General features: G+C 72.4%; 18 protein-coding genes and 1 riboswitch. Of the genes, 9 read left to right on the forward strand and 9 right to left on the reverse strand.

Features of this window, described 5'->3' with window-relative positions; all coding sequences use genetic code 11:
• The first annotated feature begins 77 nt into the window (after positions 1-77).
• The 3 genes from ACH5AO_RS08605 to ACH5AO_RS08615 all read left to right on the forward strand — a co-directional run bounded on the left by ACH5AO_RS08605 (position 78) and on the right by ACH5AO_RS08615 (position 2361).
• The gene (locus ACH5AO_RS08605) at positions 78-896 is read left to right on the forward strand and encodes a helix-turn-helix domain-containing protein (protein ID WP_398923165.1); all 819 of its coding nucleotides are present in this window, start codon (positions 78-80) and stop codon (positions 894-896) included.
• Complete coding sequence (locus tag ACH5AO_RS08610) at positions 893-1141, forward strand: DUF397 domain-containing protein (RefSeq protein ID WP_398923167.1); 249 nt, start codon at positions 893-895, stop codon at positions 1139-1141. The genes ACH5AO_RS08605 and ACH5AO_RS08610 overlap by 4 nt, the downstream gene beginning before the upstream one ends.
• Positions 1142-1383: 242 nt before the next feature.
• Positions 1384-2361 carry a MarR family transcriptional regulator gene (locus ACH5AO_RS08615; protein WP_398923169.1) on the forward strand — a complete coding sequence of 326 codons (978 nt, stop codon included), beginning with the start codon at positions 1384-1386 and terminating at the stop codon, positions 2359-2361.
• A gap of 45 nt (positions 2362-2406) precedes the next feature.
• On the opposite strand, the gene ACH5AO_RS08620 is transcribed toward ACH5AO_RS08615, so the two are convergent.
• Entirely contained in the window at positions 2407-2586 is a 180-nt protein-coding gene (locus ACH5AO_RS08620) for a hypothetical protein (RefSeq protein ID WP_398923171.1), read from the reverse strand.
• A 355-nt stretch (positions 2587-2941) separates the two neighbouring features.
• Here ACH5AO_RS08620 and ACH5AO_RS08625 point away from each other — a divergent pair, with 355 nt between their 5' ends.
• Complete coding sequence (locus ACH5AO_RS08625) at positions 2942-3295, forward strand: hypothetical protein (protein WP_398923173.1); 354 nt, start codon at positions 2942-2944, stop codon at positions 3293-3295.
• A gap of 124 nt (positions 3296-3419) precedes the next feature.
• Here the strand turns inward: ACH5AO_RS08625 and ACH5AO_RS08630 are convergent, their stop codons facing one another.
• From ACH5AO_RS08630 to ACH5AO_RS08645, 4 genes are all read right to left on the reverse strand, one after another.
• Positions 3420-4211: a MerR family transcriptional regulator gene (locus ACH5AO_RS08630; protein ID WP_398923175.1), complete on the reverse strand. Its 792-nt coding sequence runs from the start codon at positions 4209-4211 to the stop codon at positions 3420-3422.
• Between the two features lie 15 nt (positions 4212-4226).
• On the reverse strand, positions 4227-4988 hold the full coding sequence (locus ACH5AO_RS08635; protein WP_398923177.1) for an ABC transporter permease: 762 nt from the start codon (positions 4986-4988) through the stop codon (positions 4227-4229).
• Entirely contained in the window at positions 4985-5794 is an 810-nt protein-coding gene (locus ACH5AO_RS08640; protein ID WP_398923179.1) for an ABC transporter ATP-binding protein, read from the reverse strand. The genes ACH5AO_RS08635 and ACH5AO_RS08640 overlap by 4 nt, the downstream gene beginning before the upstream one ends.
• Positions 5795-6042: 248 nt before the next feature.
• Positions 6043-7209 (reverse strand): NlpC/P60 family protein, encoded by a 1167-nt coding sequence (locus ACH5AO_RS08645; protein ID WP_398923181.1) that lies wholly within the window; start codon positions 7207-7209, stop codon positions 6043-6045.
• Between the two features lie 7 nt (positions 7210-7216).
• A riboswitch (cyclic di-AMP (ydaO/yuaA leader) is annotated at positions 7217-7388 on the reverse strand.
• Between the two features lie 240 nt (positions 7389-7628).
• Here ACH5AO_RS08645 and pcrA point away from each other — a divergent pair.
• Entirely contained in the window at positions 7629-10109 is a 2481-nt protein-coding gene (gene pcrA / locus ACH5AO_RS08650; RefSeq protein ID WP_398923183.1) for a DNA helicase PcrA, read from the forward strand.
• Positions 10110-10143: 34 nt separating this feature from the next.
• On the opposite strand, the gene ACH5AO_RS08655 is transcribed toward pcrA, so the two are convergent.
• Positions 10144-11685 carry a peptidoglycan DD-metalloendopeptidase family protein gene (locus ACH5AO_RS08655; protein ID WP_398923185.1) on the reverse strand — a complete coding sequence of 514 codons (1542 nt, stop codon included), beginning with the start codon at positions 11683-11685 and terminating at the stop codon, positions 10144-10146.
• 343 nt (positions 11686-12028) lie between these two features.
• Positions 12029-12895 carry an esterase/lipase family protein gene (locus ACH5AO_RS08660; protein ID WP_398923187.1) on the reverse strand — a complete coding sequence of 289 codons (867 nt, stop codon included), beginning with the start codon at positions 12893-12895 and terminating at the stop codon, positions 12029-12031.
• A 413-nt stretch (positions 12896-13308) separates the two neighbouring features.
• Between ACH5AO_RS08660 and ACH5AO_RS08665 the strand changes: the two genes are divergently transcribed.
• Positions 13309-13725, forward strand: coding sequence for a cobalamin B12-binding domain-containing protein (locus ACH5AO_RS08665; RefSeq protein ID WP_030829691.1), 417 nt, complete (start codon positions 13309-13311; stop codon positions 13723-13725).
• A 242-nt stretch (positions 13726-13967) separates the two neighbouring features.
• On the opposite strand, the gene ACH5AO_RS08670 is transcribed toward ACH5AO_RS08665, so the two are convergent.
• Both ACH5AO_RS08670 and ACH5AO_RS08675 read right to left on the reverse strand, forming a co-directional pair.
• Positions 13968-15596, reverse strand: a complete 1629-nt coding sequence (locus ACH5AO_RS08670; RefSeq protein ID WP_398923189.1) for a DUF5691 domain-containing protein — start codon at positions 15594-15596, stop codon at positions 13968-13970.
• A 112-nt stretch (positions 15597-15708) separates the two neighbouring features.
• Complete coding sequence (locus ACH5AO_RS08675) at positions 15709-17064, reverse strand: SWIM zinc finger family protein (protein ID WP_398923191.1); 1356 nt, start codon at positions 17062-17064, stop codon at positions 15709-15711.
• Between the two features lie 132 nt (positions 17065-17196).
• On the opposite strand from ACH5AO_RS08675, the gene ACH5AO_RS08680 reads away from it, so the two are divergent.
• From ACH5AO_RS08680 to ACH5AO_RS08690, 3 genes are read left to right on the forward strand one after another with little or no spacing between them, the layout of a single operon-like run.
• Positions 17197-18354: an AAA family ATPase gene (locus tag ACH5AO_RS08680; RefSeq protein WP_398923193.1), complete on the forward strand. Its 1158-nt coding sequence runs from the start codon at positions 17197-17199 to the stop codon at positions 18352-18354.
• Positions 18355-18397: 43 nt separating this feature from the next.
• The gene (locus ACH5AO_RS08685) at positions 18398-20752 is read left to right on the forward strand and encodes a DUF5682 family protein (RefSeq protein ID WP_398923195.1); all 2355 of its coding nucleotides are present in this window, start codon (positions 18398-18400) and stop codon (positions 20750-20752) included.
• Positions 20749-21930, forward strand: a complete 1182-nt coding sequence (locus ACH5AO_RS08690; RefSeq protein ID WP_398923197.1) for a VWA domain-containing protein — start codon at positions 20749-20751, stop codon at positions 21928-21930. The genes ACH5AO_RS08685 and ACH5AO_RS08690 overlap by 4 nt, the downstream gene beginning before the upstream one ends.
• The last annotated feature ends 180 nt before the right edge of the window (positions 21931-22110 follow it).

The raw sequence follows: 22110 nt of genomic DNA on the forward strand, positions 1-22110 counted from the left end.
GGCTCGCGCGTAGCGTCGCGAGTGACGGAGTGGGTACGGTGCGTGGCCGTACCCTGCGTGGACCTGCGGGGGTGTGTATGGCGACCGAGGTGAACTCCCAGCCGCCGATCGCGTGGCGGTACTGCGGCAGCCAGATCAAGATGTGGCGCGCGGAGGCCGGTGTCGGCCGGGACGCGCTGGCCAAAGAGGCCGGGTACGACTACGAGTACGTCAAGTCGATGGAGAACGGGCGCCGTCGGCCCACGCTGCGGTTCCTGCAGATCGCGGATCAGCTGTGCGGGGCGGGCGGGAAGCTCGTCGCGGCTCAGGAGTATCTGAAGCCGGAGCCGTTTCCGGCGCGTTCGCAGGAGTTCATGGCCATCGAGGCCGAGGCCATCAGCTTCTCCTGCTTTGAGCCCCTCCTGATCCCGGGTCTTTTGCAGACTGAGGAGTACGCCCAAGCGTTGATCGGGAGCAGTTGCCCGCCGCTGGATGACGAGACGGTGAAGGAACGCGTTGCCGCCAGGCTGCGTAGAGCCGAGGCGTTGAAGCGCAAAGTAGGCGTGATGTATGGCTTCCTCATCTACGAGGCTGCGCTACATACCGGTGTAGGCGGGAAGGAGGTCATGCGTCAGCAGTTGCAGCACCTGATGGAAGTTGGCCAGCTTCGCAACGTGTCGATCCAGATCTTGCCGTTCGGCCGTTGCGGAGGAGTTGCACTCGGCGGCCCGATCGTTCTGCTTGAGACTGAGGAGCATGAGCTTTATGCCTTTGCCGAGGGGCAGGGGACGAGTGCCTTGTATGTCAACCCTGGCAAGGTCAGTGAGCTGTCGCGCAAGCATGGCATGATCCGCATGCACGCTCTGAGCGTCGAGGAGTCTGCCGAGTTCATCAGAGAGATGACGGAGGGGCAGTGAACGATCATCTGGCATGGTTCAAGTCCAGCTATAGCGACAGTGAAGGCAGCAACTGCCTGGAGATAGCCCTGGATTGGCGCAAGTCCAGCCATAGCGACAGCCGGGGCGGCAGTTGCGTCGAAGTAGCCCCCTGCCCCCACACCGTCCACGTCCGAGACTCGAAGCTCGGCACCCAAAGCCCCCGGTTCGCCGTCGCCGGGGTCGCCTGGACGGCGTTCGTCGCCTACGCCCGTACCGGCGCCTGAGCTTCGAGCGGCGAGGCTCGGGTTCCGAGCGGCGTTTGTATGGAATGGGTGGTGGGGTTAAACCCACCACCCACCCTCCCGGCGGCAACCGGCCGCTCTGCCAGCCGGTATGACTAGTTGTGATCAGATTGCGACGCGGCGTCACCGCCCTCTAGCGTGCGCAGCAACGAAACGACCCCGGTCGAGTGCTCACAACACTCGCCGGGGTCTGACCCCAAGATCACAACCCAAGGAACGATCTCGTGGCTGACGAAAACTCTATCGCCGTCCTGCCCGCACCCGCAGCTCATCCCATGGCCAATCCCGGCTACGGCAAACGCACCGTCCCCGCCGAGCCCGGTGCCGCCTTCCGGCCCGTCGACTTCTCGCACCTGCCCGCCCGCGAGGCCTACATCGCCGCCTACGTGCACCGGCTCCCCGAGGGCGCCGCGATGGACGTGAAGAGCCTCGCCAAGGCGCTCCCGCTCTACGGCCAGCAGGCCGTGCGCAGCGCGCTCGACTTCCTCTCCCGCGCCGGGCACCTCCACCGCGTCCGGGGCCTTGCCGCCTCCGGCGACGGCGGCACGCGCTGGGTGTTCCGTACGTTCTGGTCCGGCACCGCGCGGGACAGCGCCTGGTGGGCGGGGTTCCTGGGCGGTGACGTCGCCGTGGAGGCCGCGGCACCGGTCGAGGTCGCCCCGGCGAGTGAGCCCGAGCCCGCGCCCACCACCCCCGACACGCACCGCGCCACCGCCTACCGCACCCTCGCTCGCCTCGGCCGTGTCGAACCCCGTCTCGCCCTCTCCGACGCCGACTGCCACGCCCTCACCGAGCTGGTCGTGCCCTGGCTCGAACGAGGGGCCGGTCCCGTCTCCCTGATGAAGGCCCTCACCGCCGGCCTGCCCGACGCCGTCCACGCCCCGCGCGGCTTCGTCGCCCGCCGTCTGCGCGACAAGCTGCCACCCGTGCCCACGCCGGAACTGATGACACCTGACGCCCCCGAACCCCGCCTCCTCGGCCGCCTCATGCCGGAGTGCACCGAGTGCGGCGTGCCGGGCCGCCCTGCCGCCTTCGTCGGCGGCCTGTGCCAAGGCTGTCGTACCGTCGCGCCGGGCCGCAGCACGCAAGGCGTCGTATACCGGGCGTCGGCCTTCGCGGCCCTCGCCCGCGAAGCCGTACTGGCCGCCCGCGACCGTCGACAACCGGTCGACTGCCGTCGGGACACGGCCCTCCAGCCGTAGCCCTCACGCACGAGGAGCGCCGGGGGAGTCGGATGACCTCCGGCCTCACATCACGCGCGTCGCGCCCGTGAACGGCATCTCGTCGATCGGGGCCGTGCGGACCGGGGCCGAGGAGTCCGGACCGGGGACGCGGCGGCCGGTGTCGGTGAGGACGATGGCGGCGGCCGCCGCGCGGGTCGTGTTGCCGCGAGCCGTGCGCTGTCGGGCCCTGCGGTGCGCTGACACCTGGACTTCCGCGTCCTTTCCGACGACCGCGCGGAGCGGACCGCCGGCGGGCGGTCCGGCGGCGGGTGCACGGGGGAGCGTCCGCCGCCGGACCTACTCGGCGGTGGTGTCCGGCTGCCGCCCCGGACAGGGCGGCGGTGGAGCTCCGGTCACCGAGGAGAACGCTAGGCTCGGCCGCGCCACCTTGGTGACGGGTTGTGCGGAAGTGGCGTGAGCGGACCGCCGGTGACCGGGAGTGGCCGTGATTCCGTTCCGGCTTGGCCGTCTTCACCCAGGGTGATGACCGATATGCCGGAGGAGGGACGGGCGAGGGCGCCGGAGTGCTACGAGACGGCTATGGCTAGGCTCCGGCCTCATGGACGTACTCATCCACCTCTTCGTCGGTCTGCACATCATCGGCATCGCGTCGCTCCTCGGCGGTTTCCTCACCCAGATGAAGGCGATGGGCGCGGGCACCGCCCGGTTCGTCCCGGCGATGCTGCACGGCGCGCTGACGATGCTGGTCACCGGTGTGGTCCTGGTCGGCCTCAACCAGGCCCAGGACTACTCCGTCGACAACATCAAGATCGGCGTGAAGCTGGCCCTGCTGATCGTGATCCTCGGCCTGGTGTACGTGAAGCGGGACGACGAGAAGGTGGACAAGGGCCTGTTCGGTCTGGTCGGCCTGCTGACCACGGCGAACATCTTCATCGCCGTGCTGTGGACCTGACCTGCGGCTCCACGGGTCCGGACGTGACCGCGGTCCGCGCGGAGGCGACCGCCCCGACGGCGGTGGACGCGGACAGCGCCGCCGCCCACCCCGAACGACGTCGCGTCAGGGCCCTGACCTGCCTTCAAGACGGCGGCAGTTCGGTGTCGAGCCTGTCGGCGGGAACGCGCTCGATGCGGGTCCAGCCACTCCAGCCACGCTCCTTCAGGATCGCCAGCACCAGTTCGGCGCTCGGTGCGGACTCGAGCATGGTCGAGTCCATCAGGGCGACGAACTGATCGTCGAGGTCGTCGGCACCCACCTCGCCGGCCTTCACGGCGCGAATCATCAGGCGCTCCAGGGTGTCGGCGAGTTCGACGATCCGTGGATCGTCGGCCGGCCAGTCGAGCTCCCCGGTGAAGAAGCCGTAGAGCCTCACCATGTCGGGGTCGTCCAGCTCCTCGTGCTTCTTGGCGATCACGGAGTCGATCAGGTCCGGCACCTGCGCGGAGATCAGGATCCAGGCATCCCGCTCCAGCTCGATGTACCGCTCCCCGACGCCGAGACCGCGCAGCCGGTCGAGGTAGCCCACGACGCTCTGCGGAAGCGCCAGGTGCTCCCCGGCGGCGAGCCGGGCGAGCCGGCTGCGGGTGTCCCGCAGCCGCCGGATCTCGGCCCGTAGATCCTTGTCGATCTCCTGGACACCGTCGGCGAACTCCTCCGGGCCGGCGTCGAGGAGTTCCTGCACCCTGGCCAGTGGCACGCCCGCGTCGGCCAGGGTGCGGATCCGGATCAGTCGCACGACCGCGGCGGCATCGTAGGTCCGGTACCCGGACCGGTCGCGCTCGGGTTCGGGCAGCAGCCCGACCTTGTGGTAGTGGCGTACCGCCCGTACCGTCACCCCGGCGTACGCCGCGAGCCGGCTGATGGTGAGCATGGGTCCCAGCCTGCCTCAGGCGATCTTCCGGCGGTAGGCGGCCATCGCGAAGACGTACGCCACGACGAGGATGCCGACGCACCAGGCGAGGGCGGTCCAGATGTCGTCGCCGACCGGCCGCTGGGCGAACAGGGCGCGGATCGTGTTGACGATCGACGTCACCGGCTGGTTCTCGGCGAACCAGCGCACCGGGCCGGGCATCGTCCTCGTGGGCACGAACGCCGAGCTGACGAACGGCAGGAAGATGAGCGGGTAGGCGAACGCGCCCGCTCCCTCGACCGACGACGCGGAGAGCCCGGGGATCACGGCGAGCCAGGTCAGCGCCAGGGTGAACAGGAGCAGGATGCCGGTGACCGCGAGCCATGCCGACACTCCCGCCCCCGAGCGGAAGCCCATGAGCAGAGCGACGCCCACGACGAGCACGAGCGCGATCAGGTTGGCGACCAGCGAGGTGACGACATGCGCCCACAGCACACCCGACCGTGCGATCGGCATGGACTGGAAGCGCTCGAAGATCCCGCTCCGCACATCGGTGAACAGCCGGTACGCCGTGTAGGAGATGCCCGATGCGATGGTCATGAGCAGGATGCCGGGCAGCATGTAGTTCACGTACGGAACCGGCCCGGTGTCGATGGCGCCTCCGAACACGTAGACGAACATCAGCATCATGGCGACCGGCGTGATGACGGTCGTGATGATGGTGTCCATGCTGCGTGTGACATGGCGCAGGGTCCGCCCCGTGAGCGCGGTGGTGTCGCTGAAGAAGTACGCGGTCATGCCTGTCCCCCCGTTGTCGTGCCAGTGGTGTCGCTCTTCTCGCCGCCGCCGATGACCGAAAGGAAGATCTCCTCCAGGGTCGGCTGCTTCTCGACGTACTCGACCTTGGCGGGCGGGAAGAGCCGCTTGAGCTCGGCGAGGGTGCCGTTCACGATGATCCGGCCCTGGTGAAGGATCGCGATCCGGTCGGCCAGCTGCTCGGCCTCGTCCAGGTACTGCGTGGTGAGCAGCACCGTCGTGCCGTGGCCGGCGAGCTCCTTGACCGCGTTCCACACCTCGATGCGCGCCTCGGGATCGAGTCCGGTCGTCGGCTCGTCCAGGAAGATCACCGGCGGGTTCCCGATGAGGCTCATCGCGATGTCCAGCCGGCGGCGCATCCCGCCCGAGTACGTGGCCACCTTCCGCGGGCCGGCGTCGGTCAGCGAGAAACGTCTCAGCAGGCCGTCCGCGATCGCGCCCGGGTCCTCGAGGTGGCGCAGCCGGGCGACGAGTACGAGGTTCTCCCGGCCGCTGAGGATCTCGTCGACGGCCGCGAACTGCCCGGTGAGGCTGATGGACTCCCGCACATGCGCCGACTGTGTGACGACGTCGAAGCCGTGGACGCCTGCTGTCCCCGCGTCGGGCTTCAGGAGCGTGGCGAGGATCCTCACGGTGGTGGTCTTGCCCGCCCCGTTGGAGCCGAGCAGGGCGAAGATGCTGCCCGGTGCCACGTCGAAGTCCACGCCCCGGAGGACTTCGAGCTTCCCGTACGACTTCTCCAGGCCCCGCACGCGAATCGCCGGACCGACGATCGATGGGGTCACCATGGTCATCTTCCTCCTTCGCGGAGCTTCCCGGTCGGTTGTGGGGAAGCTCCTGAGGGGAGGATGGAGGGTTGACCCGGCGTCAAGGTCAAGCCGGTTCCGACCACGGCGTCCCGTGCGTCCGGGAAGCGGGAGAACGCTCCGAGGAGCCGGGAGCCGCTTCATGGAGTGGTTCCCGGCAATCCGTCGCGGACGACAGCCGGCGACAGATCGCCGGGAACCCGACGGACCTGAAGCGGCCCTGCGGAGGGTCAGGCCGGGCGGACCACGCTGTGGATCGAGGACTCGCCGTCGTAGTAGATCGACTCCTCGCGGACGTACGTGCCGGGCTTCGGCGCGTGGATCATCATCCCGTTGCCGATGTAGACGCCCACGTGGGTGACGTCGTCGTAGAAGAAGACCAGGTCACCGGGTTGAGCCTGGGAGACGGGGACCGTCGTGCCCGCGTTCACCTGGTCGTAGGTGGTGCGCGGGAGGGTGACGCCGGCGGCCTTCCAGGCGGCCTGGGTGAGGCCGGAGCAGTCGTAGGAGCCGGGGCCGGTGGCGCCCCAGACGTACGGCTTGCCGATCTGCGCGCGGGCGAAGGCGAGGGCCTTCTCGGCCTTGGTGGTGTACGAGGAGTCCGTCGACGGTGAGGTGGTCGAGCCGGAGGATCCGGAGGTGCTGCCCGAGGTGCCGCCGTCCTGCTGAGCGGCGGCCGCCTTCTCCCGGGCCTTCTGCTGCTCGGCGAGCTCGGCGGCCTTGCGGGCGGCCTCCTTCTGCTTCTCCTTCTCGATCGCCGCGAGCCGCGCCTTCTCCTCGGCGGTCAGCTTCGCCATCAGCTCGCGCGCGTCGGTGAGCTTCTTCTGGACCGTGGCCTTGGCCGTCTTCAGGTCGCCCTGGGTCTCGGTGAGCGTCTGGAGGCTCTCGGTGGCCTCCTGGCGCTTCTTCATCGTCTCGGACTGCTGGGTGACGTAGTCGTCGACCGCTTCCTTCTGGCGGCCGGTCATCCGGTCCATCACCTGGCGCTGGTCGAAGATGTCCTGCGGCGTGTCCGCGAGCAGGAAGGTCGCGGTGTCGGGGACGCCGGCGCCGGTCCGGTACTGGGCGGCGGCGAAGGAACCCAGCTCCGCCCGCGCCTCGTTGAGCTTCTGGGTGCGCTTGGCCACGTCGTCGAGGAGCGTGTCCACCTGCTTGCGCTGCTTCGCGGTCTTCTCCCTGGCCGCGTTGTACTTCTCGGTCGCCGACTCCGCCTGGCGGTAGAGGTCGTCGACCTTCTTCTCGACCTCCTCCAGGCTCGGCTTGCCGTCGTCGGAGGGGGCGGCGGTGGCCGTCTGGGAGAGCAGGGCCACGGAGGTCAGGGCGGCCGTGGCGAGGGCCGGGGTCCGTATGCCTGTCACGCGCGTGCCGGGGGTGCGCGACTTGCGGTGCGACGCCAAGGGAGGCGACTCCTTCCAAAGCTCCGCCTACCGGGTTAGCTGTCGGGTTCGGGCGGGTGGTTCGGAAGGGTTGCCCTACGGCCGCTCCGCGAGGGAGTGGGCCGATTCACCCCGTGGTCTCGGTGGGTCCCCGGCTCCGGCTGCCGCGGGGGCAGTGACGGACTCGGCGGAGGCCGCGCGGCCCGGCGGGGTTCGCCGGTGGGGGTCGTACGGCCCGCCCGCACCGTAGCCAACTGGTGTGGCCCCTGTGAAGGTTGATGGGTGATATGCCCGATACATTTTCGTGACCTTACGCACGCGGTCACGTGGGGTGAGGGAATGGTTCCAGGGGGTGCGTGCCCCGTTCCGGCCGTCGGAGGCCGGGGATGTTTCCGGGGCGGCTCCGGGTTGTCGGTGGAGCGGCCTAGACTCGGAGAGCGATGAGCAGCCTCTTTGACGACAGCTTCCTGGCGGACCTCCAGGCCCAGCGGGGCCCCGCGGACGAGCCCCCGCCACCGCCCGAGGACGAGCACGTACCGGAGCAGATCCCGGACGACCTGTTCGGCGGGAAGTTCGACGTGCCGCCGGACAGGGACGCCTACTACCGCGACGGCGCCCCGCGCCCGGTGATCGACGCCGCCGCGCTGCTGGAGGGGCTGAACGACAACCAGCGCGCCGCCGTCGTGCACTCCGGCTCCCCGCTGCTCATCGTGGCCGGCGCGGGCTCCGGCAAGACCCGCGTGCTCACCCACCGCATCGCCCACCTGCTGGCCGAGCGGCACGTCCACCCGGGCCAGATCCTCGCGATCACCTTCACCAACAAGGCCGCGGGCGAGATGAAGGAGCGCGTCGAGCAGCTCGTCGGCCCGCGCGCGGGCGCCATGTGGGTCATGACGTTCCACAGCGCGTGCGTGCGCATCCTGCGCCGCGAGAGCAAGAGGCTCGGCTTCACCTCGTCGTTCTCGATCTACGACGCCGCCGACTCCAAGCGCCTGATGGCCCTGGTCTGCCGCGATCTGGACCTCGACCCCAAGCGCTTCCCGCCGAAGTCCTTCAGCGCCAAGATCAGCAACCTGAAGAACGAGCTGATCGACGAGGAGGACTTCGCCGCCCGGGCCGCCGACGGCTTCGAGAAGACCCTCGCCCAGGCCTACGCGCTCTACCAGTCGCGGCTGCGGGAGGCCAACGCCCTCGACTTCGACGACCTGATCATGACGACGGTCAACCTGCTCCGCGCCTTCCCGGACGTCGCCGAGCACTACCGCCGCCGCTTCCGGCACGTCATGGTCGACGAGTACCAGGACACCAACCACGCCCAGTACGCCCTGGTGCGTGAGCTCGTCGGCCCCTCCGGGCCCCCCGCCGACACCCCGCCCGGGGCCGAGGTCCCGCCCGCCGAGCTGTGCGTGGTGGGTGACGCCGACCAGTCGATCTACGCCTTCCGCGGCGCGACGATCCGCAACATCCTCCAGTTCGAGGAGGACTACCCGGACGCGACCACGATCCTGCTGGAGCAGAACTACCGCTCCACGCAGACCATCCTGAGCGCCGCCAACGCCGTCATCGAGCGCAACGAGTCCCGCCGACCCAAGAACCTGTGGACCAACGCCGGCGCGGGCGCGCGGATCACCGGGTACGTCGCGGACACCGAGCACGACGAGGCCCAGTTCGTCGCCGACGAGATAGACCGCCTCACCGACGCGGGCGAGGCCAAGGCGGGAGACGTCGCCGTCTTCTACCGCACCAACGCCCAGTCCCGCGTCTTCGAGGAGATCTTCATCCGCGTCGGCCTGCCCTACAAGGTCGTCGGCGGCGTCCGCTTCTACGAGCGCAAGGAGGTCCGGGACGTCCTGGCCTACCTGCGGGTGCTCGCCAACCCCGAGGACTCGGTGCCGCTGCGCCGCATCCTCAACGTGCCCAAGCGGGGCATCGGCGACCGCGCGGAGGCCATGATCGACGCCCTCGCGCAGCGCGAGAGGATCAGCTTCCCGCAGGCGCTGAGGCGCGTCGACGAGGCGTACGGCATGGCCGCGCGCTCGACGAACGCCGTGAAGCGGTTCAACACGCTGATGGAGGACCTCCGTACGGTCGTCGAGTCCGGTGCGGGCCCGGCGACGGTCCTGGAGGCGATCCTCGAACGCACCGGCTACCTCGCCGAGTTGCAGGCCTCCACCGACCCGCAGGACGAGACCCGCATCGAGAACCTCCAGGAACTCGCGGCCGTCGCCCTGGAGTTCGAGCAGGAGCGCGGCGAGGGCGAGTCGGTCGCGCTGTCCGACTTCCTGGAGCAGGTCGCCCTGGTCGCCGACTCCGACCAGATCCCCGACGAGGACGAGGACGGCTCCGGCGTCATCACCCTGATGACCCTGCACACCGCCAAGGGCCTGGAGTTCCCGGTCGTCTTCCTCACCGGCATGGAGGACGGCGTCTTCCCGCACATGCGCGCCCTGGGCCAGACCAAGGAGCTGGAGGAGGAGCGGCGGCTGGCGTACGTCGGCATCACGCGCGCGCGGGAGCGGCTGTACCTGACCCGGTCGACGCTGCGCAGCGCGTGGGGCCAGCCGTCCTACAACCCGCCCTCACGGTTCCTGGAGGAGATTCCGGCCGCCCACCTGGAGTGGAGGCGGACGGGGGCGAGTTCGCCCGTGTCGTCCGGTCCGGCGTCGGGGGTGGCGGCCTCGCTGTCGTCGTCCCGTTCCCGTTCGTCGGCGGCGGGTGCCTCCGGTTTCGCCACCCGGCGGACGGAGGAGAAGTCCGTGGTGTCGCTGGCGGTCGGGGACCGGGTCACGCACGACCAGTTCGGTCTCGGCACCGTGGTCGCGGTGAAGGGCACGGGCGCGAACACGGAGGCGACGATCGACTTCGGGGACACCAAGCCCAAGCGGCTGCTGCTGCGGTACGCGCCGGTGGAGAAGCTGTAGCGGAGCGGGCCGGGACCCGTCGGGGGGACGGCCCCTACGACGGGTCGAGGCCGTGGCTGCGGAACCAGGCGAGCGGGTCGACCGCCGAGCCGCCGCCGGGGCGCACCTCGAAGTGCAGGTGCGGGCCGGTCGAGTTGCCGGAGTTCCCGGAGAACGCGATCGTGTCGCCGGCCTTCACCGTCGTACCGGAGGCGACCTGGTAGGTGGAGAGGTGGCAGTACCACGTCTCCGTGCCGTCCATCGCGGTCACGATCATCATGTTGCCGTAGGCGGAGTTGTACTGCGTGCGCACCGTGCCGTCGGTCGCGGCCATGACCTTCGCGCCGTACGAGACGGGGAAGTCGATGCCGGTGTGGACGGACATCCAGTTGATGCCGGACTGGCCGTAGTAGGCGCTGAGTCCGTGCTGCGCGACCGGGAGCGCGAACTTCGGGCGCAGCCGTTCCTTGCGGGCCGCCTCTTCCGCGGCCGCCCTGCGCTCGGCCGCCTGCTGCGCCTTGAGGTCGATGCGCTCCTGGGTACGGCTGGCCCGGTCGGCGAAGTCGTCGGCGCCGGCGGCGAGGCTCTCCAGCTGGGTGTCCAGCTTGATGTTGGCGGCGGACGGTTTCACCGGCTGGGCGTCCGCCGCGGTCGTCTTCGTCTCCTGGCCGCCGTCGCCGGTCAGGTCGCCGACCGAGGCCGCGGCGATGCCGGCGACACCCATCACGCACGCCGAGGGCACGGCCACCGTCAGCAGCGCGGAACGCTTGGCGGGCGTGCGGCGGCGGGAACGGGACCCGGAGCGCGAGGCCGCGCGCGACGTCGGGGCGGGGACGGTCTCCTCCTGCTCCTCGAGCAGGTGCACCGCGGGCAGCTCACCGGTGTCGGCCGGCTCGTCGGCGACGGGAGCCTCGTAGGGCTCCCGGTCGAACGGCTCGGCCTGCGGCTCGTAGGACTCGGCCTGGTGCTCGTAGGACTCGGCCCGGTGCTCGGGGGACCCGGTCTGCGGTTCGTGGGAATCGGACGCGGTCGCCGGGGCGGTGGTGTCGCCGCCGTCGGAGTTCCACTGGGTGGCGTCGTAGACACCGCTGTCGAAGGTCTGCGTGCCCCAGTCCCACTGCTGGGTTTGGTCGGCGGGGTTCCCGGCCTGATCGGGCTGGAGCCACTCGCCGGCGTCCCACTGCCCGCTGGTCTCCGACGGGGTGGCCTGCGGCGGGATCACCGTCAGCGGGTGATGGCCGGTGCCCCAGGCGGTCGTGTCGTAGCCGCCGGTGTCGTACGCGGACGGGTACGGATCCGCGTAGGTGTCGTACTGCCCGGTGTCGTGACCGCTCGCGGGCCAGTGCCCGGTCTCGTACGCGCCCGTGTCGTGACCGCCGCCGGGGAGGTCGCCGAAGAGGGGGTCGGCGGTGAAGGTTCCGGTGGTGTGGCCACCGGTTCCGAAGTGGGTGGCGGCAAAACCGGTGGCGTCGTACTCGCCGTACGTGGTGAAGTCGCCGTACGGGGCCTCCTGGCTGCCGTACGACGCGTAGGGCGCCGAGGCGGCATCGGAAGCCGGGGTCGGGTCCATGGTCCCCGACGGGTGACGGTCGTTCACCAACTTCTCTTTCGCCTCGACAACAGGGGCTGCCAGAGCAGTGCGGCGACTGTACCCGGCGGTACGCGGGCACGACAATCTTCCGCAGGTTTCGCGCACGCAGGAAACGGGCAATCGGTCGTCTTTTGGCGGACGGCGGGCGCGGTCTTGGCTTTTTGTTCGAGGCTTGTTCGAAATGATGAAGCGTTGGTGGCGGTAAGTGGGCCGTCTCGGACCGTCATTGTTCGGATTGCTGTCGACGAGGCGCGCGGTCCCGGCCGCCCCGCGGCGCCGGTGCCGGGCGTGTCGCGGCACCGGCGCGCGGCGCGACGGTGGAACGGAGGGGCGGCCGGCCGGCCGGCCGTCAGGCCACCGTCAGGCCTTCCGGGCGGCCGGTGGACGGCTCTCCGGGAAGCGCCGTGTCCAGGGCCTGCCGTATGCGGGTCGCCACGGCGGGGTGCACGGGCAGGGCGAGGTGGCCCACGCCGCTCACCCGCACGTTCACCGCCGTCAGGTCGGGGTGCTCGATGCACGCCGACTCCAGCGGGTCCATGATGTGGTCGAGGTCGCTCCAGAAGGCGACGAAGTGCGTACGGCAGCCCGGCGCGGGCCGGGTGAGCTCCTCGAGCACCGGCGAGCCGGGGCGCATCTGGCGCACGATGGGGTGCGCGTTGGCCAGCGGCGCGACGCGGGTGCCGGAGTGCGGGGTGCCGAGTGTGACGAGCGTCCGCACGCGGGCGTCGCCGCCCAGTCGCTGTACGTAGTAACGCGCGATGAGTCCGCCGAGGCTGTGCCCGACCACGTCGACCCGGCGGCTGCCCGTGCGTTCGCACACTTGCTCTATGTGCCGGCCGAGCAGTTCGGCCGCGATGCGGATGTCGCAGGTCAGCGGCGAGTAGTTGAGCGACTCGATCTGCTGCCTGCCGTGCTGGGCGAGGCTGCGGCGCAGCAGGACGAAGACCGACCGGTTGTCGATGAAGCCGTGCAGCAGCACCACCGGGGGCTTGGCCTGGGCCGGCAGCTGCGCGGCGCCGCCCGGGGCGGGCAGCGCGGGGCCCGCACCCCGGCGCTCCTGGACGATGCCGGCGGGATAGAGCAGGAGGTGACCCGCCAGGATCGCCAGCTCCAGGGCGGTCGCCTTCAGCAGGGCCAGGGAGAGATCCGCCAGCCGGGTCGGCAGAAGACGCCGGCAGAGCGGCAGGAAGGGGAGAGCTGCCTCGGTGACCTTCATGGCCGACCTCCTGTCGGCACGCGGAAGGACAACCCTGTCCCCCGTGTGCCCTCATGGGAAATCGTTACGAGAGCGGTCGACGGTGCGCGCGTACGGTGCGTGGAGGGGGCGCGGCGGTGCGGCGGCCTCGGTACGAATCCCTTGTGCGCATGTTCCCACCGTTGCCCGAGTGGTGCACGGGCGCACGGTGTGCGGGGCCCGGAGCCCGGGAACGCTGCGCGGTGAACGTGTCCCTCCGTGTGATTTGCCCCTCGCCGCGCACCGCGAAACTGCCGGTTGCGGGATGCTGGAGATAACGTTCGTTCACTTCTCCGGCCGGTTCGGGCCGGGGTGCCCGAGCGGCGTGTACGGCACGGCGGATGTGTGCGGTACTTGTCGGTACGGATGGATGTAGTCGCTTCATGGAGGCAGTGATGGGTGTGGCAGCCGGTCCGATCCGCGTGGTGGTGGCCAAGCCGGGGCTCGACGGCCACGATCGCGGGGCCAAGGTGATCGCGCGGGCGCTGCGCGACGCCGGTATGGAGGTGATCTACACCGGGCTTCACCAGACCCCCGAGCAGATCGTCGACACCGCGATCCAGGAGGACGCCGACGCGATCGGCCTGTCCATCCTCTCCGGGGCGCACAACACGCTCTTCGCGGCCGTCATCGAACTGCTCCGGCAGCGGGACGCGGCGGACATCCTGGTCTTCGGTGGCGGGATCATCCCCGAGGCGGACATCGCCCCGCTGAAGGAGAAGGGCGTCGCGGAGATCTTCACGCCGGGGGCCACCACGGCTTCCATCGTGGACTGGGTGCGGGCGAACGTGCGGCAGCCCGCGGAGGCGTAGGGCGCGCTCGTGGCGCGTCGCGCGCCGCGTCCGGGCCGGGGCATCGGCCCCGGCACCCCGGAGCCGGTGCCGGGCGGGAGTGTGTCGCGCTGCCCGGCGCTTACCGGGTGCCGTCGCGCCCACCCGTGCCGCCCCAGCGGCACGACTGCCCGCGGGAACGGCGGGGCGACTGCCTGCGGGAACGGCGGGGCGGCTGCCCGCGGGGACGGCGGGGCGGCTGCCTGTGGGGACGGCGGGGTGGGTCAGGGAGTGGGCGGGGTCAGTTCTTTGAGCATGGCCGCGCGCAGGCGCAGGGTGGTGACCAGGCGCTGGAAGGCCTCCGACCAGTAGCCGCCGGCTCCGGGCGACGCGTCCTCCGGCTCGTCCGGTACCGCCAGGAGCGCGTCGAGGCGGCCGGCCTCGGACGGGTCGAGGCAGCGTTCGGCCAGGCCCATGACTCCGCTGAAACTCCATGGATAACTCCCTGCGTCACGCGCGATGTTGAGCGCGTCGACCACCGCCCGTCCGACCGGCGCGGCCCAGGGCACGGCACACACCCCGAGCAGCTGGAACGCCTCGGACAGGCCGTGCGTCTCGATGAACCCGGCCACCCACGCGGCCCGTTCGGCGGCGTCCAGCGTGCCGAGCAGCTTGGCGCGTTCGGCCAGGGACACCGCCCCCGGGCCGCCCGCCTCCGGCGCGGAGGGCTCACCGAGCAGCGCCCGGGACCACGCCGCATCGCGCTGTCGTACCGCCGCCCGGCACCAGGCCGCGTGCAGTTCGCCCTGCCAGTCGTCCGCCACCGGCAGCGCCACGATCTCCCGCGGCGTACGCCCGCCGAGCCGCCGCGACCAACTGCCCAGGGGCGCCGCCTCCACCAACTGGCCGAGCCACCAGAACCGTTCGCCACGGCCCGCCGGAGCCCTGGCCACCACGCCGTCGCGTTCCATGCCCGCGTCGCATTCGTGCGGCGCCTCGACGACGATCGTCGGCGTGTCCCGCGTGCGGTCGACGGCCACACACGCCCCGGCCCGGACCGCCATGCGTTCCGCCAGCGCCGAGCCGGGCAGCGCCGACAGCAGCTCCGCCGCCGTCGCCCGCACGTTGCGGCTGCGGTCGGCCAGGGCCCGCTCCAGGAACGGCTCGTCGTCCGGGCCGAGTCCGGTGCGCAGCGAGTCCAGGAACATCAGGCGGTCCTCCGCCCGCTCCGTCGCCCAGCTCGCCGCGAGGAGCTCCCTCCCGGTGGCCGGCTCGCGGGAGCGCAGGGCGGTGAGGAGGGCGACCCGCTCGGCGAAGAGGCCCTCCTGCCAGAGCCGCCGTACGCCCTCCGTGTCGTGGAGGCGGGGCACGGACGGGCCCCCGCCCGGTGTGGAACGCAGGGCGAACCGCCAGTCCGGGTTGAACCGGGCCAGCCACAGGGCACGCGGCCCCGCGAACCGCAGCGCCGCCGGCCGCAGGTCGGTCCGTCCCCGCGCGGCGTCGAGCAGAGCGGGCAGCGCGGCCGGGGGTGCCGCGAAACCGCGGGCGTTCGCCGCCGCCAGCCACTGGGGCAGCAGCTCCATGAGGTCCGGAGCCGCGCCCCGGCGGCCACCGCCGGAGGCGCCGGGGCGGTCGGCGAGCAGCATCGTGAGCCGGCGCGCGGCGGCGGACGGCAGCGGAGGTCGCGGGTCCTCGGGGGCCGGCCGCGGACGCTCCGCGGCCCGTGCCGGCCGCAGCCCGGCACGTCGCCGTACGGTCGCCACGGCCGCCGCGTCCAGCAGGGCCGACGGCGCGCCCGGCCCGGGCGCGGAGCCCGCCGGGGTGCGCCGGTCCGTCCCCAGCAGGGCCGTGGTCACCAGCTCCTCCCAGGAGTCCGGGAGGGCGGCGCCCCCGGTGGTGGTCGTCCTGCTCATGAGCTTCCTTTCCGACGGGCGTCCCGGCACGGTCGAAGACTCACGCGCACCGAGTGTCCAGTGATGTCCGAAAGATTCCCGAGGTGGACGGGAACGGGGACGAGCGCACCGCTCAGCACAGCGGCACCGCCTCACCGGGCCCCTCCGGCCAGGCCGCCAACGGAGTGAATCCCTGGTGGCCGCACTCGCCGAAGACCTTGACCGGGGCGCCGCCGGACAGGGCGACCAGACGCCACAGACCGGGGCGGGACCGCGCGGCCGGCGTGAGCGGCAGGGCCGCGTCCTCGTCGGCGTCGGCCAGCTGCCAGCCGTCACCGTCCGGAGCCGGTACCACCCGGTCCAGTGTCACCGGGACCGATTCCAGCCAGGGGTCGTCGCGCAGCGCCTCGCCGTAGCGGGCGGCCGCCCGGGCCGTCGTCGTCCCCGGCGGCCGTACGTCCGTCGGGGCGGGCGGCGCGAACCGCTCACCCAGGGCCGCCCGCGGCTGCCCCGCGCCCGGGTACGCGGACAGCTCCGCGTCGAGGGCCAGCCCGACCGGCAGCGCGAGCTCCGGGGCGCGGCCCGCCGCCCCGTAGGAAAGAAGCAGCGCCGTGCGTCCCGAGTCCGTGCCGTACAGCCAGACGCGGCGGGTCGTCAGCCGGCTGTCCGCCGTGTCGTACTGGGCGAGGACCAGCCAGCGGTCCCGTACCGCCGGACCGTCCGCCGGCGCGGGCAGGCCGACGCGGGAACGGACCGTCGCGGCCAGGCCCTCCGGCAGCCGCTCCCGGCGCAGCCAGCCCCGGCCGAGGAGGTGGAGCAGCGCGCACTCCTCCAGCAGCCGCACCGGCCCGCCCGGCCCGGTGCCCGCGAGCGCCCCCAGCTCCCGCACCCGGGCGGCCAGCCCTGGCGCCTGGGCGTCGACCATGCGGGCCGCCGTCTCCTCCCACAGCCCGTCCCCCGACTGCTCCGCGGCCGCCACCAGGCCGCCGCGGAGCAGATCCGCCAGGCGCTGCTCCAGCTCCACCGCGCCCGCCGTCACCCGCTCGGCCCGGCGCTCCGCCCTGCGCCGCGCCGCCTCCGGGCCGGCGGCACCCGAGGAGCTCGGGGAGCCCTCGGCCCGCTCCCGTCCCGCCCGCCCGCGCCGGCCCGCGATCCACTGCTCGGCCCACTCGGGCGCCCGGCCCCGCGGCACCGCTCCGTCCCCGCCCGACCAGAGCAGCAGCAGGCCGAGCGCGTGCTTGCACGGGGACTTACGGCTCGAGCAACTGCAGTGGTACGCGGGCCCGGAGACGTCCGCGACGTCGACGACCGTCCGGTACGGAGTGCTCCCGCCGCCCGCGCACAGACCCCACACCGTCCCCTCGCCCGAACTGCCGGTCCCGGACCACGGACCGGCCGCGCCGAGCCGGCCTCCCGCCGCGCGTGACGCGGCGTCAGGCGCCAGTGCCAGCACCTGGTCCGCGGTCCAGCGCACCCCCTGCTCAGTCATGCCACCGAAACTAGATCCCGGCACTGACAATCGCCCTGGCCGGAGCGTTCACGCAGGTCAGAGCGATTGTCAGTGGCGTGGTGCACGGTTGGTGGCAGATCCGAACCGGCCGAGCTGGAGGGGGACTCAACCATGCCTGTCTCTGTTGAACCGACGTCCGTCGACCCGAGCCGGGACGGCTCCGCGCCCGCGGACACGACGGCGGCGGAGACACGGACGCTGCGACCGCACGCCGAGGACGCCTTCGCCGCCGAACTCGCCGCGCTCGCGGCCCAGGACGACCGTCCCCGGCCCGCCCGCTGGCGGCTGTCGCCGTGGGCCGTCGCCACCTACCTGCTCGGCGGCACGCTGCCGGACGGCACGGTCGTCACCCCGAAGTACATCGGTCCGCGCCGCATCGTCGAGGTCGCGGTGACCACCCTCGCCACCGACCGCGCCCTGCTCCTGCTCGGCGTGCCCGGCACCGCGAAGACCTGGGTCTCCGAGCACCTGGCCGCCGCGGTCAGCGGCGACTCCACCCTGCTCGTGCAGGGCACGGCCGGCACCCCGGAGGAGGCCATCCGCTACGGCTGGAACTACGCCCGGCTGCTCGCCCACGGCCCCAGCCGCGACGCCCTCGTGCCCAGCCCGGTGATGCGGGCCATGGCGGAGGGCATGACGGCCCGCGTCGAGGAGCTGACCCGCATTCCGGCCGACGTCCAGGACACGCTGATCACCATCCTGTCGGAGAAGACGCTGCCGATACCGGAGCTGGGCCAGGAGGTGCAGGCGGTCCGCGGCTTCAACCTGATCGCCACGGCCAACGACCGCGACCGGGGGATCAACGACCTGTCCAGCGCCCTGCGCCGCCGCTTCAACACCGTGGTGCTGCCGCTGCCGGAGACCCCGGAGGAGGAGGTCGACATCGTCTCGCGGCGGGTCGACCAGATCGGCCGCTCCCTCGACCTGCCGGCCGTGCCCGACGGCATCGAGGAGATCCGCCGGGTCGTCACCGTCTTCCGCGAGCTGCGCGACGGAGTCACCACCGACGGCAGGACGAGGCTCAAGTCGCCCAGCGGCACCCTGTCGACGGCCGAGGCGATATCCGTCGTCACGGGCGGGCTGGCGCTGGCCGCCCACTTCGGCGACGGCGTGCTGCGGGCCGGGGACGTCGCCGCGGGCATCCTCGGCGCGGTCGTCCGCGACCCGGCGGCGGACCGCGTCGTCTGGCGGGAGTACCTGGAGACCGTGGTCCGCGAGCGCGACGGCTGGAAGGACTTCTACCGGGCCTGCCGGGAGGTCAGCGGTTGATTTTTTCCCCGCCCGGAGGCGGGGTACCCACGAAAGGACTCGGATGGACGGCAGGAAGGCGGACACCGCGGGGCCGCTGCTGCTCGGCGTGCGGCATCACGGGCCGGGGTCCGCGCGGGCGGTGCGGGCGGTACTGGAGGAGGCCCGGCCGGACGTCGTGCTGATCGAGGGCCCACCGGAGGCGGACGCGCTGCTCCCGCTCGCCGCCGAGGAGGACATGCGGCCGCCCGTCGCGCTGCTCGCCCACGCGGTGGACGAGCCCGGCCGCTCGGCCTTCTGGCCGCTGGCCGAGTTCTCCCCGGAGTGGGTCGCGCTCCGCTGGGCGCTGGAGCACGGAGTTCCGGCCCGTTTCATCGACCTGCCGGCCGCGCACACCCTGGCCTGGGAGGACGACGAGGACCCCGGACCCGGCGCGGGCGACGAGGACGTGCGGGTCGACCCCCTGGGGGTGCTCGCCGAAGCCGCCGGGTACGACGACGCGGAGCGGTGGTGGGAGGACGTCGTCGAGCACCGGGGCGTGGGCGAGGGGGACGCGGTCGCGCCGTTCACCGCGCTCGAGGAGGCCATGACCGCGCTGCGGGAGGAGTACGGAAGCGGGGGGCACCGGCGGGACCTCGTGCGCGAGGCGCACATGCGGTTGCGGGTCCGGGCGGCGCGGCGGGAGTTCGAGGACGGCGTGGCCGTGGTCTGCGGGGCCTGGCACGTGCCGGCGCTGCGGCACAGGACCACCGTCGCCGCCGACCGCGCCCTGGTGAAGGGGCTTCCCAAGGTGAGGACGGACATGACCTGGGTGCCCTGGACCCACCGCAGGCTCTCCCGGACGAGCGGCTACGGCGCGGGCATCGACTCCCCGGGCTGGTACGGGCATCTGTTCGGCGCCCCGGACCGGCCGGTCGAGCGGTGGCTGACCAAGGTGGCCGGGCTGCTGCGGGCCGAGGACCAGACCGTCTCCCCCGCGCACGTCATCGAGGCCGTACGGCTGGCGGAGACCCTCGCGGCGCTGCGCGGACGCCCGCTGCCCGGCCTGAGCGAGACGACCGACGCCGTACGGGCGGTGATGTGCGAGGGCTCCGACGTGCCGCTGGCACTGGTGCGCGACCGGCTGGTCGTCGGCGACGTGCTCGGGGAGGTGCCGGCGACGGCACCCGCCGTCCCGCTGCAGCGGGACCTCACGCGGATCCAGCGCCGGCTGCGGCTGAAACCCGAGGCCGGGGAGCGGGAGCTGGAGCTCGACCTGCGCAAGGAGACCGACGCGGAGCGCGGCAGACTGCTGCACCGGCTGCGGCTGCTCGGCATCGGCTGGGGAGAGCCGGCCGCCGCACGCGGCGGCACGGGGACCTTCCGGGAGACCTGGCGGCTGCGCTGGGAGCCCGAGCTGTCCGTGCGGGTCGCCGAGGCCGGGGTCTGGGGGACGACCGTACGCGCCGCCGCGACCGCGAAGGCGGAGGCGGACGCCGTCGGCGCGCGGGGGCTCGCCGAGGTCACCGGGCTCGCCGAGCGCTGCCTGCTGGCCTCCCTGCACGAGGCGCTGCCCACGGTGATGCGGGTCCTCACCGACCGGGCGGCCCTCGACACCGACGTCGGCCACCTTGCCCAGGCGCTGCCCGCCCTGGTCCGCTCATTGCGCTACGGCGACGTGCGCGGCACCGACACCGCGGCGCTGGCCGAGGTCGCCGCCGGGCTCGCCGAGCGGGTCTTCGTCGGACTGCCCCCGGCCTGCGCCGCGCTGGACGCGGACGCCGCCGACGAGATGCGGCGCCACGTCGACGCGGTGCACGGCGCGGTGGGCCTCCTCGGTGACGCCCCCGCACCGGGCCACGGGAGGCTGCGCGCCCGCTGGCAGTCGGTGCTGCGGACCCTGTCCGCACGGGACACCGTGCCCGGTGTCATACGGGGGCGGTCCGTGCGGCTGCTGCTGGACGACGGGGAGCTGCCGCGGGACGAGGCGGCGCGGCTCATGGGGCTCGTGCTGTCACCGGGCACGCCGCCGGCGGACGCGGTCGCGTGGATCGAGGGCTTCGTCGGCGGCGGTCCCGGCGGCGGACTGCTCCTGGTCCACGACGAGCGGCTGCTCGGACTGGTCGACGCGTGGCTGACGGGCGTACCGGCGGAGGCGTTCACGGACGTGCTGCCGCTGCTGCGGCGGACGTTCTCGGCGTACGAGCCGGGGGTGCGGCGCACCCTCGGTGAGCTGGTCCGGCGCGGACCGGGGGCACGCGGCGGCACGGCTGCCGCGGTGTCCGGCGTCCCCGGTTTCGCCCCCGACCCCGACACCGCCCGCGCGGACGCCGTGCTGCCGGTCCTGCGGCTGCTGCTCGGGCCGGACGGGGAGGACGGGGACGAGGACAGGGACGGGGACGAGGAAGCGCGCGACGGACGGGCGGAGGTGACGGGATGACGGACACACGGGGCGAGGCGGCCACGACGACGGACCCGGCGCGGGAGCGCCTGCGGCGCTGGCGGCTCGTGCTCGGCGGCGACCCGGCCGACGGGACCGGACACGCCCTGTCCGGGCGGGATGCCGCGATGGACGGGGCGCTCGCCGCGCTCTACGGCAAGGGGGACGCGCCGCGGGCGGGCCGGGACCGTTCGGCGGGGCTCGGCGCGTCGGCACCGTCGGTGGCCCGCTGGCTCGGGGACATCCGGACCTACTTCCCCTCCTCCGTCGTCCAGGTCATGCAGCGCGACGCCATCGACCGGCTGGACCTCGCCACGCTCCTGCTGGAACCGGAGATGCTGGAGGCCGTCGAGGCCGACGTCCACCTCGTCGGCACGCTGCTGTCGCTCGACAAGGCGATGCCGGAGACGACGAAGGAGACGGCACGGGCGGTCGTGCGCAAGGTCGTCGAGGACCTGGAGAAGAGGCTCGCCACCCGCACCCGGGCCACCCTCACCGGCGCCCTCGACCGCAGCGCCCGCGTCAGCAGGCCCCGCCACCACGACATCGACTGGAACCGCACGATCGCCGCCAACCTCAAGCACTACCTGCCGGAGCACCGGACGGTCGTGCCCGAGCGGCTCGTCGGCCACGGGCGTGCCTCGCGGTCGGTGCGGAAGGAGGTCGTCCTCTGCGTCGACCAGTCCGGATCGATGGCGGCGTCCGTCGTGTACGCGTCGGTGTTCGGGGCGGTGCTCGCGTCGATGCGGTCGGTCGACACCCGGCTCGTCGTCTTCGACACGGCGGTCGTCGACCTCACCGACCGGCTCGACGACCCCGTCGACGTCCTCTTCGGCACCCGGCTCGGCGGCGGTACGGACATCAACCGGGCGCTGGCCTACTGCCAGGCGCGGATCACCCGGCCGGCGGAGACGGTGGTCGTGCTGATCAGCGACCTCTACGAAGGGGGGATACGCGACGAGATGCTCAAGCGGGTGGCGGCGATGAAGGCGTCGGGCGTGCGGTTCGTGACGCTGCTCGCGCTGTCCGACGAGGGGGCGCCCGCGTACGACAGGGAGCACGCGGCGGCGCTCGCCGCGCTGGGCGCACCGGCGTTCGCCTGCACACCCGACCTGTTCCCGGAGGTGATGGCGGCGGCGATCGAGAAGCGGCCGTTGCCGATACCGGACACGGCGTGAGGAGCGGACTCGGGCCGGTGAAAACGGACATGAGTACCCATCGGTAACGGAGGGCTTGCGCGACCTCGGGAGTCACGTGCAAGGATCGGCGCCGTTCGATGAAGGACCCGTGAAGCGTCCCCAGTCGTCCAGCCGTCCAGTTGTCCCGTCGTTCAGCCGTCCCTCGTTCAACCGTTCAGC

It is taken from the genome of Streptomyces sp. NPDC018964, assembly GCF_044390325.1.
Taxonomy (GTDB): Bacteria; Actinomycetota; Actinomycetes; order Streptomycetales; family Streptomycetaceae; genus Streptomyces.